The sequence below is a fragment of the Ruegeria sp. YTSA226 genome, assembly GCF_059609905.1.
This window is the reverse complement of sequence record NZ_JBXWMQ010000017.1, coordinates 1-15,961: the sequence shown is the minus strand read 5'-3', so window position 1 is coordinate 15,961 and position 15,961 is coordinate 1. Positions and strand designations below refer to the sequence as shown.

At 57.8% G+C, this 15,961-nt stretch carries 17 protein-coding genes and 1 tRNA gene; 6 read left to right on the top strand and 12 right to left on the bottom strand.

From position 1 onward, the window contains the following. Positions 1-23 precede the first annotated feature (23 nt). Positions 24-1,460, top strand: coding sequence for a xylulokinase (xylB, locus tag AC2FFF_RS16900; protein WP_281973691.1), 1,437 nt, complete (start codon positions 24-26; stop codon positions 1,458-1,460). A gap of 8 nt (positions 1,461-1,468) precedes the next feature. Here the strand turns inward: xylB and AC2FFF_RS16895 are convergent, their stop codons facing one another. The 8 genes from AC2FFF_RS16895 to AC2FFF_RS16860 all read right to left on the bottom strand — a co-directional run bounded on the left by AC2FFF_RS16895 (position 1,469) and on the right by AC2FFF_RS16860 (position 5,874). After that, positions 1,469-1,987 (bottom strand): GNAT family N-acetyltransferase, encoded by a 519-nt coding sequence (locus AC2FFF_RS16895; RefSeq protein ID WP_281973692.1) that lies wholly within the window; start codon positions 1,985-1,987, stop codon positions 1,469-1,471. Continuing rightward, positions 1,984-2,538, bottom strand: coding sequence for a helix-turn-helix domain-containing protein (locus AC2FFF_RS16890; RefSeq protein WP_271951877.1), 555 nt, complete (start codon positions 2,536-2,538; stop codon positions 1,984-1,986). The genes AC2FFF_RS16895 and AC2FFF_RS16890 overlap by 4 nt, the downstream gene beginning before the upstream one ends. Before the next feature lie 112 nt (positions 2,539-2,650). Next, positions 2,651-3,667: an extracellular solute-binding protein gene (locus AC2FFF_RS16885; protein ID WP_281973693.1), complete on the bottom strand. Its 1,017-nt coding sequence runs from the start codon at positions 3,665-3,667 to the stop codon at positions 2,651-2,653. A 247-nt stretch (positions 3,668-3,914) separates the two neighbouring features. Further along, positions 3,915-4,481: a hypothetical protein gene (locus tag AC2FFF_RS16880; protein ID WP_271951874.1), complete on the bottom strand. Its 567-nt coding sequence runs from the start codon at positions 4,479-4,481 to the stop codon at positions 3,915-3,917. A 20-nt stretch (positions 4,482-4,501) separates the two neighbouring features. Further along, positions 4,502-5,023, bottom strand: coding sequence for a hypothetical protein (locus tag AC2FFF_RS16875; protein ID WP_281973694.1), 522 nt, complete (start codon positions 5,021-5,023; stop codon positions 4,502-4,504). Beyond that, on the bottom strand, positions 5,013-5,399 hold the full coding sequence (locus AC2FFF_RS16870; protein ID WP_281973695.1) for a hypothetical protein: 387 nt from the start codon (positions 5,397-5,399) through the stop codon (positions 5,013-5,015). Before AC2FFF_RS16870 ends, AC2FFF_RS16875 begins: the two co-directional genes overlap by 11 nt. Before the next feature lie 184 nt (positions 5,400-5,583). Continuing rightward, positions 5,584-5,709, bottom strand: a complete 126-nt coding sequence (gene ykgO / locus AC2FFF_RS16865; protein ID WP_008562923.1) for a type B 50S ribosomal protein L36 — start codon at positions 5,707-5,709, stop codon at positions 5,584-5,586. A 90-nt stretch (positions 5,710-5,799) separates the two neighbouring features. Next, positions 5,800-5,874: transfer RNA gene (locus AC2FFF_RS16860), tRNA-Val, on the bottom strand. 148 nt (positions 5,875-6,022) lie between these two features. Here AC2FFF_RS16860 and AC2FFF_RS16855 point away from each other — a divergent pair. After that, positions 6,023-6,883: an N-formylglutamate amidohydrolase gene (locus AC2FFF_RS16855; protein WP_281973696.1), complete on the top strand. Its 861-nt coding sequence runs from the start codon at positions 6,023-6,025 to the stop codon at positions 6,881-6,883. A 2-nt stretch (positions 6,884-6,885) separates the two neighbouring features. On the opposite strand, the gene AC2FFF_RS16850 is transcribed toward AC2FFF_RS16855, so the two are convergent. Together AC2FFF_RS16850 and pyrF are read right to left on the bottom strand one after the other, a co-directional pair. After that, complete coding sequence (locus tag AC2FFF_RS16850; RefSeq protein WP_281973697.1) at positions 6,886-8,139, bottom strand: DNA polymerase IV; 1,254 nt, start codon at positions 8,137-8,139, stop codon at positions 6,886-6,888. A gap of 359 nt (positions 8,140-8,498) precedes the next feature. Then, complete coding sequence (pyrF, locus tag AC2FFF_RS16845; protein WP_281973698.1) at positions 8,499-9,203, bottom strand: orotidine-5'-phosphate decarboxylase; 705 nt, start codon at positions 9,201-9,203, stop codon at positions 8,499-8,501. Positions 9,204-9,342: 139 nt separating this feature from the next. Here pyrF and AC2FFF_RS16840 point away from each other — a divergent pair, with 139 nt between their 5' ends. Then, positions 9,343-9,675 (top strand): hypothetical protein, encoded by a 333-nt coding sequence (locus AC2FFF_RS16840; RefSeq protein WP_142639515.1) that lies wholly within the window; start codon positions 9,343-9,345, stop codon positions 9,673-9,675. Between the two features lie 125 nt (positions 9,676-9,800). Next, the gene (gene clpB, locus AC2FFF_RS16835) at positions 9,801-12,419 is read left to right on the top strand and encodes an ATP-dependent chaperone ClpB (protein ID WP_281973699.1); all 2,619 of its coding nucleotides are present in this window, start codon (positions 9,801-9,803) and stop codon (positions 12,417-12,419) included. A gap of 290 nt (positions 12,420-12,709) precedes the next feature. On the opposite strand, the gene AC2FFF_RS16830 is transcribed toward clpB, so the two are convergent. Continuing rightward, positions 12,710-13,096, bottom strand: a complete 387-nt coding sequence (locus AC2FFF_RS16830; protein ID WP_496883003.1) for a class I SAM-dependent methyltransferase — start codon at positions 13,094-13,096, stop codon at positions 12,710-12,712. Between the two features lie 46 nt (positions 13,097-13,142). Then, the gene (locus AC2FFF_RS16825) at positions 13,143-13,958 is read right to left on the bottom strand and encodes a cyclase family protein (protein WP_142639511.1); all 816 of its coding nucleotides are present in this window, start codon (positions 13,956-13,958) and stop codon (positions 13,143-13,145) included. 254 nt (positions 13,959-14,212) lie between these two features. On the opposite strand from AC2FFF_RS16825, the gene msrP reads away from it, so the two are divergent. Both msrP and msrQ read left to right on the top strand, forming a co-directional pair. Continuing rightward, entirely contained in the window at positions 14,213-15,115 is a 903-nt protein-coding gene (gene msrP / locus AC2FFF_RS16820) for a protein-methionine-sulfoxide reductase catalytic subunit MsrP (protein ID WP_142639509.1), read from the top strand. Between the two features lie 4 nt (positions 15,116-15,119). After that, on the top strand, positions 15,120-15,743 hold the full coding sequence (msrQ, locus tag AC2FFF_RS16815; protein ID WP_142639507.1) for a protein-methionine-sulfoxide reductase heme-binding subunit MsrQ: 624 nt from the start codon (positions 15,120-15,122) through the stop codon (positions 15,741-15,743). The last annotated feature ends 218 nt before the right edge of the window (positions 15,744-15,961 follow it).

The window sequence follows — 15,961 nt, the reverse complement described above, 5'->3', positions numbered from 1 at the left end:
ATTATGCAAGGCAAGGGGTGTGAATGTATCTTGGGATCGACATCGGAACGTCAGCGGTCAAACTTGTCTGCGCGGATGCCGGCCGAATTCTTGCGACCTCGTCAGTCGGCATCGGGACGTCGTCGCCACAGCCCGGCTGGTCCGAGCAGAACCCGGAGATTTGGTGGCAGGCGACGCGCGATGCGTTGGGCCTGCTTGCTGGCGAAATCTCCCTGTCGGATGTGAAAGCAGTCGGATTGTCGGGGCAGATGCACGGGGCCGTGCTGTTGGACCGCGACCAATGCCCCATCCGTCCGGCAATTCTGTGGAATGACAGCCGCGCGGTCCGCGAATGCGACGACATTCGCGCGGCACAGCCACAGGTTGGTCACATCGCAGGCGTCCTGCCTTTGCCCGGCTTTACGGCCCCCAAGATTGCCTGGCTGAAACGGCATGAACCGCACAATTATGCCCGACTCTCCCATATCCTGCTGCCCAAGGATTATGTCGGCCTACGTCTGCATGGAGAGCTTGCAACCGATACTTCCGATGCCGCAGGAACAATGTGGCTCGATCAGGCTTCACGCCGCTGGCATACCGGAATGGCGGAAGCCACGGATGTCGCTGTTGACTGGCTGCCGCAGATGTTCGACGGCCACAATGTCGTTGGCACGGTAACAGTTCGGGCTGCAGCTGAGACCGGATTGAACTCGGGCGTGCCTGTCGTGGCCGGGGGAGGGGATGCGGCAACCGGTGCGGTGTCATTGGGCGCAACCGAACCTGGACGTGGGTTTATCTCGTTGGGGACATCTGGTCAGTTGTTTGTTGCGGATCGTAAATACAAGCCCAACCCCGAACGCTATGTCCATGCGTTTGCGCATACATTGCCCGACCGCTGGTATCAAATGGCGGCGATGCTGAACGGGGCAAGGCCCATTTCGTGGATTGGTGATCAGCTGGGGCTGTCCGCTGCCGAGGTTGTCGGGCTTGCTGAAACCGTCAGTGGTGATCGTGTGCCCATATTCCTGCCCTACCTGACAGGTGAGCGCAGCCCCCTGGGGGACCCGCATATCCGAGCCTGTTTCTTTGGCCTTGAGGACGCCACAACGCGTGCCGAGATCTGCCGTTCGGTGGTCGAGGCAATCGCCTTTTGTTTCGCTGATGCGGCGCAGAGTTTTGGCGACACGGTAGACAGTTTGCCAGAGCTTGCCGCGATAGGCGGGGGCAGTCGATCTGATCTGTTGCTGGGTCTGATTTCAGCCGTAACCGAGAAGCCCATAGTGCGTTCAGTGGGGGCGGAATCCGGCCCGGCCTATGGCGCCGCCCGGCTGGCGGCCTGTGCTGACGGTGCGCTGACCATAGCTGATCTGGCCGAGCAACCTGCGACGACGGACAGGTTCGAGCCTGTAGAAATGCATGCGTTATTTGAACGCCTGGGGCGGTTTCGGCGGCTTTATACTGCCGTTAGCACCGTGGACTGATCGCCCTCTCAGCTAAGGTCTTTGAACATGAAGGTTGTTGGTTCCAGCCGATCATTTTCCGGGCTGCGGCAGTAGTTCGGAATCTCTCCGGCAATTTCAAACCCAAGGCTTTGATAGAGGAGGAGCGACGGGTCCGTGCTGCGCGTGTCCAGCACCAAAAGGGACCGCCCCAGTTCGCGTGCCCGCGCCTCAACCGCCGCCATAAGCGCCCGCCCAATGCCCCGCCGTCGCGCGCGGGGATGAACAAGCAGCTTGGACACGTCGGCGCGATGCGCTTGGTTGGGCATCGCGGCAGGCACCAGCTGTGCGGTGCCGACAATCCGTTCGCCATCACGATAGACGAATATCTCGGCCGCGCCGGTCTGGATGTTTGGCCAGACATGGGACTGCCAATAGCGCTGCGCGTCGTCCGACGGAAATGGCTGAATGAACCCGATACTCGCCCCGTCATGCACGCAGGCGTGCAGTATCTCTGTCAGGTCATCCAGAGCGTTGTTCAGGTCATTGGCTGTCAGTCGCGATATCATATCAGCACCATCAAATACCGCGCACCGCGCTCGGCGTGGGTTTCGAAACGTGTCGGGCCAGACAGGTGATAGCGCAGGCAATCCCCGCTGGTCAGATGATGCGCGGTTCCATCCACGGTCAGGGTCAGGCCACCGTCCAGCATGATCAGGTGATGCTCCTGCCCGTGTTTTGGCGGCGTGTCATAGGTGATCACAACGCCAGGGGGCAGATGGCCTTCCATGACCTCTCCGCTCAGGCCCGCGGCCGGAGGGGAGACGGACCGGCGGGTAAAGCCGGTTTCGGGGTCGCGCCATTCGGGTTGATTTTCGAAGGGAACGCGCGGGGCGAAACTGTCCTCGACCATCATCAATAGACGCGACATCGGCAGCCCATAGGCGGCACATAACCGGCCCAGAGTTTCCGCGGTGGGGCTGACATCCCCCTTTTCCATACGCGACAGGGTGGCTCGGCTGACACCGCTGTGTTCCGCCAACTGATCCAGCGACCATCTCCGCGTTTGGCGAAGATGATTCAGGTGGTTTGCAAGGCGGTCGGATAGGGTATCAGGCATAGCTCGTATATGGGAAACATTTCCGTATATGAGATTATTGACCAGAAAACATAACTTCACAATAGAAAAAGGGCGCAGAAAACTGCGCCCTTCTGCTCGATAGAATGAAAGATTACTTCCAGCTGGCCTCGTTAAAGATCTTCTGTGCCTCGGGGATGTTCTTGGCAACCTCGGACAGGTTGATCTCGTCGGCTTTGAACTCACCCAGCGCTGCCACGTTATCCGCAAGGGCGACGCCTTCGACCGCCGGGAATTCGTCATTTCCGTTCGAGAAATAGACCTGCGCCTGATCGCTGGCGAGGTATTCCAGAAACTTGATCGCGTTGTCCTTGTTCGGGGCATTTGCGGCAACGCCAGCACCGGACAAGTTCATATGTGCGCCTTCGGCGTCTTGTGCCGGGAACTGGACGCCGATCATGTCAATCTCAGCGCTCAGGCCTTTGACGTCTTTACGCATTGCACGGGCAAAGTAATAGGAGTTCGAAACGGCGATCTCGCATTCACCCGAAACAATGCCGCGCAGCTGGTCAGTGTCGCCGCCTTGCGGTTCGCGCGCCATGTTCGCGACCATGCCTTCGGCCCAGGTCTTGGCGGTTTCCGCACCGTGGTTTGTGATGATCGAGGCCAGCAGGGTCTGGTTATAGGTGTTGCTGGACGACCGGATGCAGACCAAACCTTTGTATTCGGGCTTGGCCAGATCCAGATAAGACGCGGGCGGGTTGGTCACATCGGCCTTGTCAAAGAAGATGATCCGCGCGCGCTGCGAAAAGCCATACCACTGGTTGTCTTCGTCCTGCAGGTTGGCGGGAATACGTTCTTCCAGAACCGCGCTTTCGACCGGCTGCAGGATACCCGCGTTCTTGGCACGCGCCAGACGCGAGGTATCAACGGTCAGCAAGATATCCGCGGGTGAGTTCGCGCCCTCGGCCTCCATCCGAGCAATCAGCTCGTCCGCTTTGCCTTCGATGCGGTTGATGGTGATACCGGTGGCCTCTTCGAAATCGGAATAGAGGCGTTCGTCGGTGTCGTAGTGGCGCGAAGAATAAAGGTTCAGTTCGCCCTCGGCAGCGGCAGAGGTCGCGATCAGGGCCGTAAGGGCGGCGGCAACGCAGGTAGAGGATTTCAGCATCATGTGTCCCAACATTGAAAATCGGCGCGGGTAATAACCCGACTGAAATGGTCAATTAAACGATTCTCAGGGGGATGCAAGAAATTCCGACAAAATTAGTTGGTCAAATCACTGCCAACATGTCGCTGGCCCCGACCAAGTGGTGCGGCACAGCGGGGCCTTAGGGTCGGCAAAGCCCATCCTGGCTACGCCGTCATGGCTGGCCTAGTCGTGTTGATTTAAAAACTGAAAGATCGAGAGATGCTGCTTAGCGCTTTCTCTGTCTTTTTTCAGGTTCAGGTGGAGACGGGTCCGGGACAGGTGCGGGGGCCGGCTCAGGGTCTGGGTCGTCGGTCAACACCGGTTCTTTTTTCAGCATGACCTGTGTGACAGCTTCCATATATTTCTGCAGCAAGACCGGAGGATCGGCCGGGGCCAGTTTGATGGTCAGCCTGCTTGCACCTTCTTGGCTGTAAGCATAGCGCGAGGAATAGCTGGCATTGACCTGCGCTGCGACAGGGCCCCAACCACCTTTGACCGAAGCGCTGCCCGCTTTTTCGGTTTGCTTAGTCATTGAGATCGCCATTTTGACCTCAATTTCGGCTTCTTGCACCGCGTAGAATGCGGGTAGAAAGCCCATGGAAACCAAACTGAATTCTTTGGGGGGGCCATTGGGATTGGACAGGTCCGGAAGCTGGATCTTCTGATCGGCCATATATTTGGCGACATCTGTAGAATGTCGATCCAACTCGGTCTGCGACTCGGCAACGGAAAGCGCAAGCTTTTGAACCATTTCCGCAAACGGGACGTTTAGCAGTTCCTGCCCGATACTCATTTCCAATCTCCTCTGTTAATTCAGTCTTTCTCAATAATTTGCGTGGCGGTCCGCCTCCTGACGGAAAAAGTGACTTTGGATGCGTTCTGGCTGATCGCCTGCTTTCGGGCATTCGTCGCGATTTGGGCTTTGGTGCCGTCCTGACCCAACCCAACAACCGCTTCGACTTTGACGTTGTCGATGGTGAAATCACTGCTCCCATCAGACCCGGCGAGGATCTGTTCACCCAGGGCTTGCGAGAATTCCTGCGCGTTGACGACCTGTGTGCCAGGATCGTCCGCTCCCATTGCCGCGCGGCCCTCGGCCATCGGGTTCATCACCGGGTTACCCGCGCCCATCAACATGCCGCCGCTGCCTTCTTCCAGATCGTCGATCCGTTCTTGCAGGTCGTTGATCGTCTCGAGCAGCGCGACTTCGCGCGCCTCCATTGCCGTCATGCGGTTTTCAAGTGACTGAAGCAGAGTGGTGAATGCCTCGGGCATCTCGGTGACGCGGACATCTATGGGCGCTCTTTTGGGGGCTTTGACTTTCTTAGTTGCCATCATTGCCATCCAAAGATCTGCTCTCATCTACAGGACCGGGCGCGAAACGCATTCGCATCGTCGACGCGCTTTTGGAATCGAGCGTGTCTGTCTGAGTCAGCTTCGGGCCAAAAATAAAGGTGCCAATCCTGCTGCGTTGGCCTTCTTCGGTGGAACTGCTCATCTCCATGACGACCTTCAGTTCCACATCGACATCCTGCATGTGATAAAAGACCGGCGGAATGCCAAGATCGCGCAGTTCCTGGGGGTAGTTCTTCAGCGCTTTCAGCTGATCAATGCTAAGCTGTTCGGCCGCCTGGGCCACACTGCGGCCTATATCGGCTACCATGTCGGTCAGAGTTGTTCCGAATATCTTGTCCAGATCATCGTCGGCCAATCCGACCTCCCGTCATAAAATCACGGAAAGCGTAGCACGAGATCGCCCTATCACAACGTTGAATCTTAGAACCGAACTTTCTGAGCGAATTCCTGCAGTTCCGTCCGCATTACATCTGGTTGAAATGCCGGGCAAAAAAACCGCACCCGAAGGCGCGGTTCTTTGAAATCAGTATGTGCAGTTCTTAGCCCTGACGAGCTTTGAACCGACGCTGCGTCTTGTTGATCACGTAGACGCGGCCTTTGCGACGCACAACCCGGCAATCACGGTGCCGGTTCTTGAGCGAGCGGAGCGAGTTCTTGACCTTCATGGGTCTGTCTCCAATCTGCGGCGCCTTCATCAAGGACGTGGCCAGCGCCTGGGTTTGCGGGTGCCCCGGAAATCCGAAGCAGTGAGTTCATGGTGGGCGGTACAAGGATCGAACTTGTGACCCCTTCGATGTCAACGAAGTGCTCTACCGCTGAGCTAACCGCCCATGAAACCGTCGCGTGGCCAACCCCATAACGAAATGGGGCGCGGAACCCCGCGCCGGTAGCGGGGTCTATAAAAGGAGTCGCAAAAGGGTTCAAGGGGTTTGGTAGAACTATTTTCCGGTCTATGTTTGGTGCGAACAAGGAGTCGCCATGCAAAACGCTGCTTACCTACTGGATATGCCTGACAAGCGCACGTCCTGTGTGGTTTTTTCCTCTCCGCATAGCGGTCGAAACTATCCAAATGGGCTGATGAAGCGATCGATTCTCAGCCAAGATGTGATTCGTTCTTCCGAGGATGCTTTTGTGGATCAGTTGTTTTCATCAGCGGCGGACCATGGTGCGCCACTGATTTCGGCGATGATGCCACGCGCCTATGTCGATCTGAACCGCAGCGCAGAAGAGCTGGATCCAGCCCTTATTCAGGGCGCGCGCCGCCAAGGCCATAACCCGCGGGTAGCGTCCGGGCTGGGGGTGATTCCGCGTGTGGTCGCCAATGGTCGAGAAATCTATCGCGGTAAGCTGACCATGGATGAGGCGCGTCTGCGAATCGATACCTGTTGGCGTCCCTATCATGCCCGGATCAAATCGTTGCTGGCAGAATCGCATCAGGAATTCGGGCAGGCGATTCTGATCGACTGTCATTCGATGCCGCACGAAGCCGTGGCGCTTGCGTCCACAGTCAATTCCAGACGTCCCGAGATCGTGCTGGGGGATCGGTTCGGTGCCTCTGCAGCGCCAGAGGTCGTCGAACAGATAGAGGCCGCTTTCGTCTCGGCGGGTCTGAGCGTGGCCCGAAATACGCCGTTTGCCGGGGCCTATGTGACCCAGACCTATGGACGCCCCAGCCGCCACCAGCATGCTGTACAGATCGAGATCGACAGATCCCTGTATATGGATGAAAGCAGGATCGAGCCGAATGACAATTTCGCTGCCTTCAAAGAGACCCTGGGCGAAATCATCACGGATATTGCGCGGATCGGACCTGAGCCGCTGCAGCTCGCAGCCGAATAACCTCAGCGCAGGGCACGTCCTTTGACGATGGCATCCGTCCCAAAACGGCGGCGAATCTCATCCGTGGCGCGTTCGGCCTGCGACCTGCGCGAGGCATCCGGATCCAGCAGATCCCCTGAAATATCCGCCTGATCCTCGGGGCACAGATCCGACAGGCCACACCCCAACAGCCGATAGGGGCCCTGATCACCAACCTGATCGAACAGCGCCCGTGCTGTGCGATAGATCCGATCGGCAATCTGTGTGGCATCGCGAAGAGAAACGCGTCGCGTAATGAGTTTGTGATTGGCCCGTTTCAGTTTGAGCGTCACAACCCGCCCGGCCAGCCCCTTGGCCTTGGCCCGATCCGAGACTTTTTCCGCCATCCGCCAAAGGTGCCCATCCAGAATGTCGGCATTGGCCGTATCCTCAAAAAAGGTCGTTTCGTTGCTGATGGACTTCATCGGTTCATGTGCCGAAACCCGGCGCTTGTCCTGACCGCGGGCCAGATGCCACAGCCGGTAGCCCATGGAGCCAAACCGCGCGGTCAGATCCTCTTGGTCCCAGCGCAACAGGTCCGAGAACAGGCGTATGCCTGCGCGGTCCAGCGATTCCTGCGCCGCAGGGCCTATGCCCCAGATCAGGCGCACTGGCTTGTCGTTCAGAAACGCGGATGTCTCTTCCTTGCCGATCACCGAGAAACCGCGTGGCTTGTCAAGATCGGATGCGACCTTGGCCAGAAACTTGTTATGTGACAGCCCGATTGACCCAGTCAGCCCCAACTCGTCCTTCATCCGATTGACCAATCGTGCAAGCATGACGGCGGGGGGCGCACCGTGCAGACGTTGCGTGCCGGATAGGTCCATGAACGCTTCGTCCAGGGACAGCGGTTCAACAATCGGCGTCAGCTCGTCCATCATCGACCTGATTTGGCGCGAAGCCTCGGCATAGACCGACATGCGCGGTTTGATCACGACAGCGTCGGGGCATAGTTGCAACGCCTTGAACATCGGCATTGCCGAACGGACGCCGCGAATTCGGGCGACATAACAGGCCGTAGACACAACACCGCGCTTGCCGCCCCCGATAATGACGGGTTTGTCAGCCAGCTCCGGATTGTCCCGTTTTTCGACAGAGGCGTAGAAGGCATCGCAATCCATATGTGCGATGGACAGGTCAAACAATTCAGGATGCGTTTTGACGCGCGGGCTGCCGCAAACCGGGCAGCGGCGTTCCTTGGTCAGTTCTGTCAAGCAATCTCGGCAGAGGCCGGGCATTTTCTTTTCCCGTCTTCCATGCGGTCCGTAAGGTTCGGTGACTATATCATTCGCATGCCACGGGCAAAACCCGCACAGTGAGGGTAGGAACCAGATCTGCCAAAAGAAGGCCCCCCGCAAAGTGGCGGGGGGAGGTGACGGACCTCAGGAAGAGATGGTCCGCGGGGAGTATCACCTACTTAGATTCTCTCAAAATCGAATTTTTCGATAGAACCCAGTTCACACAGTGGAAACTCGTGTTTTGCATGTGTGTTTTGGGGCACAGGGACGATTTGGCGCGGATCGGGTGAAAAGTGACCTGAGGTCAACTGTTTGCGGGTTGTTCTTGCGAAAATTTAGCCTGATTTAGCCGGATTGCCCTAGTGTCGGGATAAGGAATTTAACTCTGCAAGCACCGCCTCTGCGGCGGCTTTAGGGTCTTGCGCCTGATAGATTGGGCGCCCGACGACGATGTGATCGGCACCATCACCGATGGCATTTGCCGGGGTTGCGACCCGTTTCTGATCTCCCAGAGCGGCACCGGCGGGCCGAACACCGGGTGTCACGATCAAGCGGTTTTCGGCTTGGGGCAGGGCACGGATCAGCGCGGCCTCTTGCGGGCTGGCGATGACGCCATCGGCACCCGCCTCCAACGCTTTGGCCGCGCGTTCGACAACCAGGTCCTGGACATCGCCCGACTTCAGCAGGCTGGCATCCAGATCATCCCGGTTCAACGAGGTCAGGATGGTTACGGCCAGGATCTTGAGGTCTTTGCCAGACGCACCCTCTTTGGCGGCCCGCACCACGTGTGGGTCACCATGAACGGTCAGGAAATCCAAATCGAACTGTGCCAGACCACGCACCGCATTTTCCACCGTATTACCGATGTCGAACAGTTTCATGTCCAGAAAGATGCGCTTGCCCTGATCCTGCTTTAACTCGTTCGCCAGGGCTAGCCCGCCCCCTGTCAGCATTCCCAGGCCGATCTTGTAGAATGAGACACTGTCCCCCAACCTCTCGGCCAAGGCCAGACCGTCCAGGGCGTTGGGGACATCAAGGGCTACAATCAGGCGGTCATCGGACATTGGGGGCTCCTTTTTGGCAAACGTCTGCGTCCTAACGGTTTCGTGCGCTTCTGTCCATGCGCGCCTTGCGTGATTCAGATCACGGCAGAGGTTTCCGACTGTGCTATTATCGCGTTGTGCAACTGGGACGGAATTCGGAATGAGACAGTTTACGAAACCCACTATCGCAATCTGCGCGGGGCTGATGCTGGCCGGGTGTCAGGACATGGCGCTGGAAAAAGAGGCTGCTGATACAGTCCTGAGGTCTCCGACAAACGACAACCTCCGGCTGATTGGCGGTTATCGTTCGATGGATGATGACTGTCAGGTTACAGGGGAATCCGCCTTTACCGTGGATTTTCTGGATGACGCCGCCGATCTGGTTTCCTGCCCGACGGGCAGCGATGCAGCGCAATCGCTTGTCGATATGTACGGTGCGCGTTCTGTGGCGAAAACTGGGGGGTATACAGTTTATTCTGTGCCGCGTCGGTAGGTTGGATTCTGTTGGCAGACCCCTTGAACCGCGCAAGATATTTCCCAGATTGAATGTGAGGCCCAGACCGACGCGCGCTGCCAGGCGGGCGCGTCAAAACCGGGCGCTTAGAGAAGGAGCAAAATATGGACTTGAACAAGTTCACCGAGCGGGCACGAGGTTTCGTGCAGGCAGCGCAAACGATTGCGATGCGCGAGGGGCACCAGAGGTTGACCCCTGAACATATACTCAAAGCCTTGATGGACGATGATCAGGGGCTGGCCAGCAATCTGATCACCCGCGCAGGCGGAGCGCCCAGCCGTGTCGTTAACGCACTGGATGCGTCCATGGCCAAAATTCCCAAGGTCAGTGGCGATGCGGGCCAGGTTTATCTGGATGGTCAGACCGCCAAAGTTCTGGATGAAGCTGAAAAGATCGCCACCAAGGCAGGCGATAGTTTCGTGCCGGTTGAACGTATTCTGATGGCGCTGTGCATGGTGAAATCCAAAGCCAAGGATGCTTTGGAAGATGGCGCGGTGACGGCGCAGAAACTGAACGAAGCCATCAATGACATCCGCAAGGGTCGCACGGCTGACACCGCATCGGCGGAAGAAGGCTATGACGCGCTCAAGAAATACGCGCGTGACCTGACCGAAGCCGCAGCTGAGGGCAAGATCGATCCGATCATCGGGCGCGATGAAGAAATCCGCCGCTCGATGCAGGTTCTGTCGCGTCGCACCAAGAACAACCCGGTTCTGATCGGGGAGCCCGGCGTGGGTAAAACCGCGATTGCCGAGGGCATGGCCCTGCGCATCATCAACGGTGACGTGCCGGAGTCGTTGAAAGATAAAAAGCTGCTTGCGCTCGATATGGGTGCGCTGATCGCCGGTGCGAAATATCGCGGTGAGTTCGAAGAACGCCTCAAGGCCGTTCTGACCGAGGTCACCGAGGCCGCCGGTGAAATCATCCTGTTCATCGACGAGATGCACACGCTGGTCGGTGCCGGGAAATCCGATGGCGCGATGGACGCCGCCAACTTGATCAAGCCTGCGCTTGCCCGGGGTGAGTTGCACTGTATCGGTGCGACCACGCTGGATGAGTATCGCAAGTACGTGGAAAAAGACGCGGCCCTTGCGCGCCGGTTCCAGCCGGTTGTGGTACAGGAGCCGACTGTCGAGGACACGATCAGCATCCTGCGCGGCATCAAGGAAAAGTACGAGCTACACCACGGTGTGCGTATTTCAGACTCGGCTTTGGTGTCGGCAGCGACCCTGTCGCATCGCTACATCACTGATCGCTTCCTGCCCGATAAAGCTATCGACCTTGTCGATGAAGCGTCGGCTCGCTTGCGGATGGAAGTGGACAGCAAGCCCGAAGAACTCGATCAGCTGGATCGCCAGATTCTGCAGATGCAGATCGAGGAACAGGCGCTGAAGCTCGAAGATGATGCGGCATCGAAGGATCGTCTGGAAACCTTGCAAAAGGATCTGGCCGATCTGCAGGAGCAATCCGCTGAGATGACTGCACAGTGGCAAGCCGAACGTGACAAGCTGGCTGGTGCGCGCGATCTGAAGGAACAGCTCGACAAGGCACGGGCCGACCTGGAAATCGCCAAACGCGAAGGCAACCTCGCCAAGGCGGGTGAGCTGTCCTATGGCGTCATCCCCGAGCTTGAGAAAAAGCTGACCGAGGCCGAAAACGCCGAAAGCAGCCAGATGATGGCCGAGGAAACGGTGCGTCCGGAACAGATCGCTTCGGTGGTCGAACGCTGGACCGGTATCCCGACCTCGAAAATGCTGGAAGGCGAGCGCGAAAAGCTGCTGCGGATGGAAGACGATCTGCATTCACGCGTGATCGGTCAGGATGCAGCGGTGACCGCCGTGTCCAACGCTGTGCGCCGTGCTCGTGCAGGTTTGAACGACGAAGGCCGTCCGCTGGGTTCGTTCCTGTTCCTCGGACCAACCGGCGTGGGGAAAACCGAGCTGACCAAGGCGGTGGCGAACTTCCTGTTCGACGACGACAACGCGATGGTGCGCATCGACATGTCCGAGTTCATGGAGAAACACGCGGTTGCCCGTCTGATCGGGGCGCCTCCGGGCTATGTCGGCTATGACGAAGGCGGTGTGCTGACCGAAGCCGTGCGGCGCAGGCCCTATCAGGTTGTGCTGTTCGATGAGGTCGAAAAGGCGCATCCGGATGTGTTCAACGTGCTGTTGCAGGTACTGGATGATGGTGTGCTGACCGATGGTCAGGGCCGTACGGTGGACTTCAAGCAGACGCTGATCATCCTGACCTCGAACCTCGGCTCTCAGGCGCTCAGCCAGTTGCCCGACGGTGCCGACAGTGCACAGGCACGGCGGGATGTGATGGATGCGGTCCGGGCGCATTTCCGGCCCGAATTCCTGAACCGTCTGGACGAAACGATCATCTTCGACCGCCTGAAACGGGATGATATGGATGGCATTGTCGATATCCAAATGGCACGCCTGCAAAAACGCCTGGCCGCGCGGAAGATCGAGCTGGTTCTGGACGACGGGGCTAAGGAATGGCTGGCCAACGAGGGCTATGACCCGGTCTTCGGTGCTCGCCCACTGAAACGCGTGATCCAACGCGCCTTGCAGAACCCGCTGGCCGAGGCGCTGCTGGCGGGTGAGATCAAGGATGGCGAGTCTATTCCGGTCACCGCCGGGGCCGAGGGCCTGATCATAGGCGATCGGCTGGGCACGTCTGAGCGACCACGACCGGATGATGCCGTGGTGCATTGAACCTAAACTGATTGTTGAATGGACCCGCTTGACTGGTGGGTCCATTCTTGAATTTACCCGCGTTTTTTTGCGACTAACCCCCGGCTTGTCCGAGAGGGTGGGCCAGATGGGAAAGAATAGACCGTTTCGCAATCAAAATCTGCTTCATCTAGCAGCTTTAAGATTTCCGCGCACTGAAACGTTCTATGTCGCCATTGCAACCAGATGATGGCGTTACACCAATGTGGCTTTGATACTACCAAAAACAGGCGACCACCCGGGCGCAGCAGTCTGTGAATGTCTTGCAAGGCTTAGGACGGATCTGCGCAATGTTCAATCACATGGGCCGCAAGAGCTACGCTCACGGGGTCTAGATTGACATTACCTAGCACCCCTTGGGCTAGTTCTGGTTCGACCCCCCGCGCCCGCAGAGCCTTTTGGCCTTGCCTGATCATCCCCGCGCTGGGTTCAAGTAAGGTTAACCTGGCCGGTTTTCCGTGGACCGCTACCCAGGCCTCGGCGAAGGACGCAGTGCCAGCCCCAATATCGACCACATGTGTCGCTTCGTCAGCGACAGGCAATCCCGAGGTCAGGAATTCTAGGTAGCCATCATAGTACCCAAGCGCGCGCATCTTGTCCCGCCACCGGGGCGCGGCTGTATCGTAACGATGCGTGATTTCGGCAATGGGTTTGGGCATCGGTCCGTGCTTTGAAGGTATGCTGCATCACTAGTGCATCGTGGCTTTAGACCAACGCGAATATCCGTGCCGGACCTCCGGTGCCGCCAGCATGTTTCGGTGCGCCGATGACCAGCGTGGCCCCCGCGGCCGGAACCCGATCCAGGCCCGCAAGGCATTCGATGCCAAACCGGCCCGAGGGCAGCCAGGCATAGTGGGTGGCGAAATCAGCAGACATGCCGTGATCCAGCGACAGGGTATCCACCGCAATCGACCGCGCGCCGGTGTCTTCCATTAACATCTGCGCCGCTTCGACGTGAAACCCGGGATAGTGCTGCACCTCACCGTCGAAATTGCGGAACCCGTCCGTGGCGGTCTTGCCGGACCAACCGGAATGCATCGCTACGCAAGCGCCGTCGGGGATGTCTCCGTTGGCCGCAATCCACGCCTTCAGATCGTCCGGGGTAACGCGGGTGTCGGCGTCTTCGACCGCGCGGGCGGCGATATTGACGACACAAAGCGGCGCGACCAGATCGGTCACCGGTATCTCATCGACCGACATGCCATCTGCGGAGAAATGCAGGGGCGCATCTATATGCGTGCCGGTATGTTCGTTGATCGACAGATTGAACAGGTTAAAGCCGTGATCCGCGAAGTTGAACGCCTGTTCGGCGGAAATGCCGGGTTCGCCTCCCCAGGTCGGAAAGTCGGGGCTGAGCGTATGGGTCATGTCCTCGACCCCGCCATGACCTGCGGCCAGCGCTGCTGGTGCAATCGCTCCGGTGGTCGCAGCCGCAACGCTCGTGGCGGCAGCAGCTTTGAAGAAACTCCGCCGCGACAGCATTCTGTCTTTGACGGCATTCATAACGCAGATGTCACACATTCTTCTTCTCCCACTGGTGGATTTCAATCGTTGGATGGGTCGTCCATCTTTTCCCTTGTTGGTAATACCTGCGGCCCAGCCTGCATTTTTGAGGCCTGCGTTGTAAAGGTGGTGACCACAGGTGGTGCCGCGACAACAGCCTCACCCCCTTGATACGTTACAAACTGGTCGCTCAATCGTGAGGCCTGTTTCCTTGGCTCTGTGCTATCAGCGGACTACCTCACCTCAGAGGATGTATGAAGACGGAGACTTAGATGGCGCATCGCTGGACCAACACATTGACACATGCCGACGTCACCCCCCGGGCGGCGTTTCTGAACCGGCGCCAGATGATGGTCGGGATGGCGGGTGTCGGATTGGCAGGGCTGGCGCAGGGGGCAGCCGCGCAAGAGGCGCTGGAGCCGAATATCTGGGAAGAGATCACCGGTTATAACAATTATTACGAGTTTGGTACGCGGAAAGAAGATCCTGCAAAATACGCCTATACTCTTGTTACTGAGCCGTGGAGCATCAAGATTGACGGTCTGGTGGACAAGCCCGGCGATTACAATTTCAAGGACATCCTGTCCGAAATGACCGTCGAAGAACGGATATACCGGTTTCGCTGTGTCGAGGCATGGTCGATGGTGATCCCTTGGAACGGGTTTGAACTGGCCGACCTGCTGAACATGGCCGGTGTTCAGGAAGGCGCCAAATACGTGGCCTTTGAAACCGCTTATCGTCCAGATGAAATGCCGGGTGTTCAGTATCCGGTTCTGGACTGGCCGTACCGTGAAGGTCTGCGGCTGGACGAAGCAATGCACCCGCTGACCCTGATGGCCACTGGTATTTATGGCCGGCCGATCCCGAACCAGAACGGCGCACCGTTGCGTCTGGTGGTTCCGTGGAAATACGGGTTCAAATCCATCAAGTCGATCGTGCGCATTACGGTGTCAGATGTTGAGCCGCCGACAAGCTGGAACATGGCCGGTCCGCGCGAATATGGTTTCTATAGTAACGTGAACCCCAATGTGGATCACCCGCGCTGGTCGCAGGCCTCGGAGCGCCAAATCGGCGGTGGGCTGTTTGCCAAGCGCATCCCGACGCTCATGTTCAATGGCTACGAGGACGAGGTCGCCGGGCTTTACGAAGGCATGGATCTGTCCAAGCATTATTGAGAGTATGAGCGCGCTGAACCAGATATTCCGTCGGATCCCTGATTGGGCCGTCTATTTGCTGGGGGTCCTGCCGGCACCCTGGCTGTTCTATCAAGGGCTGACCGGAGGTTTGGGTGCCGACCCGATTGAGGCTCTTGAGCATAAGTACGGCAAACTGGCATTGCAGTTTTTGATTGTTGTTCTGGCTATATCGCCCCTGCGCAGGTTTGTCGGCGTGAACCTGATCAAGTTCAGGCGGGCGCTGGGCGTTTTGACATTTATATATATCAGTCTGCATCTTTTGGTTTGGCTGGTATTGGATGTGCAGGCCCCCGGGCAGATCTGGGCGGACATCCTGAAGCGCCCCTATATAACTGTGGGTATGGCGGCATTTGTTCTGACGCTGCCACTGGCCGTGACGTCGAACAACTTTTCAGTACGGCAGCTTGGCCCGGGCTGGCGCGCGCTTCAGCGTTTGGTCTATCCGGCAGCAGTTCTGGGGGGCGTGCATTATGTAATGCAGGCCAAAGGATTTCAGATCGAACCCTTGATCTATTTGTCCGTGATTTTGGCTTTGCTTGCTTTGCGCCTACCGATCTCGACCCTGATGAGCCGATTCCGAGGTGCGATTCCGCCCGACTCGGCCTGAGTCTGCCAGCAAGCCTGTGCGAAACACAATTTTTCGTACGCATCTTGGCGGTTGGTCGCCGTATTTGGGCGCGGTTCTATTTGTAAGCATTTGTTTTATTTCAGTAAATAATTGTTTTGAAGATTTTCGAGAGTTTCGGGAATTTTCTGCTTGCGGTGTATGTTTGTAATGCTTAGAACCCCCTTCACCGGCGCTGCTGAGGCGCTTGTGACACACTG

Coding starts and splice junctions, on each gene's coding strand:
- msrP (WP_142639509.1), top strand. CDS start 14,213: ATGGCGCATCGCTGGACCAACACATTGACACATGCCGACGTCACCCCC.
- AC2FFF_RS16840 (WP_142639515.1), top strand. CDS start 9,343: ATGAGACAGTTTACGAAACCCACTATCGCAATCTGCGCGGGGCTGATG.
- xylB (WP_281973691.1), top strand. CDS start 24: ATGTATCTTGGGATCGACATCGGAACGTCAGCGGTCAAACTTGTCTGC.
- pyrF (WP_281973698.1), bottom strand. CDS start 9,203: ATGTCCGATGACCGCCTGATTGTAGCCCTTGATGTCCCCAACGCCCTG.
- AC2FFF_RS16890 (WP_271951877.1), bottom strand. CDS start 2,538: ATGCCTGATACCCTATCCGACCGCCTTGCAAACCACCTGAATCATCTT.
- AC2FFF_RS16875 (WP_281973694.1), bottom strand. CDS start 5,023: ATGGCAACTAAGAAAGTCAAAGCCCCCAAAAGAGCGCCCATAGATGTC.
- clpB (WP_281973699.1), top strand. CDS start 9,801: ATGGACTTGAACAAGTTCACCGAGCGGGCACGAGGTTTCGTGCAGGCA.
- msrQ (WP_142639507.1), top strand. CDS start 15,120: ATGAGCGCGCTGAACCAGATATTCCGTCGGATCCCTGATTGGGCCGTC.
- AC2FFF_RS16880 (WP_271951874.1), bottom strand. CDS start 4,481: ATGAGTATCGGGCAGGAACTGCTAAACGTCCCGTTTGCGGAAATGGTT.
- AC2FFF_RS16850 (WP_281973697.1), bottom strand. CDS start 8,139: ATGCCCGGCCTCTGCCGAGATTGCTTGACAGAACTGACCAAGGAACGC.
- AC2FFF_RS16855 (WP_281973696.1), top strand. CDS start 6,023: ATGCAAAACGCTGCTTACCTACTGGATATGCCTGACAAGCGCACGTCC.
- AC2FFF_RS16825 (WP_142639511.1), bottom strand. CDS start 13,958: ATGTGTGACATCTGCGTTATGAATGCCGTCAAAGACAGAATGCTGTCG.
- ykgO (WP_008562923.1), bottom strand. CDS start 5,709: ATGAAGGTCAAGAACTCGCTCCGCTCGCTCAAGAACCGGCACCGTGAT.
- AC2FFF_RS16885 (WP_281973693.1), bottom strand. CDS start 3,667: ATGCTGAAATCCTCTACCTGCGTTGCCGCCGCCCTTACGGCCCTGATC.
- AC2FFF_RS16830 (WP_496883003.1), bottom strand. CDS start 13,096: ATGCCCAAACCCATTGCCGAAATCACGCATCGTTACGATACAGCCGCG.
- AC2FFF_RS16895 (WP_281973692.1), bottom strand. CDS start 1,987: ATGATATCGCGACTGACAGCCAATGACCTGAACAACGCTCTGGATGAC.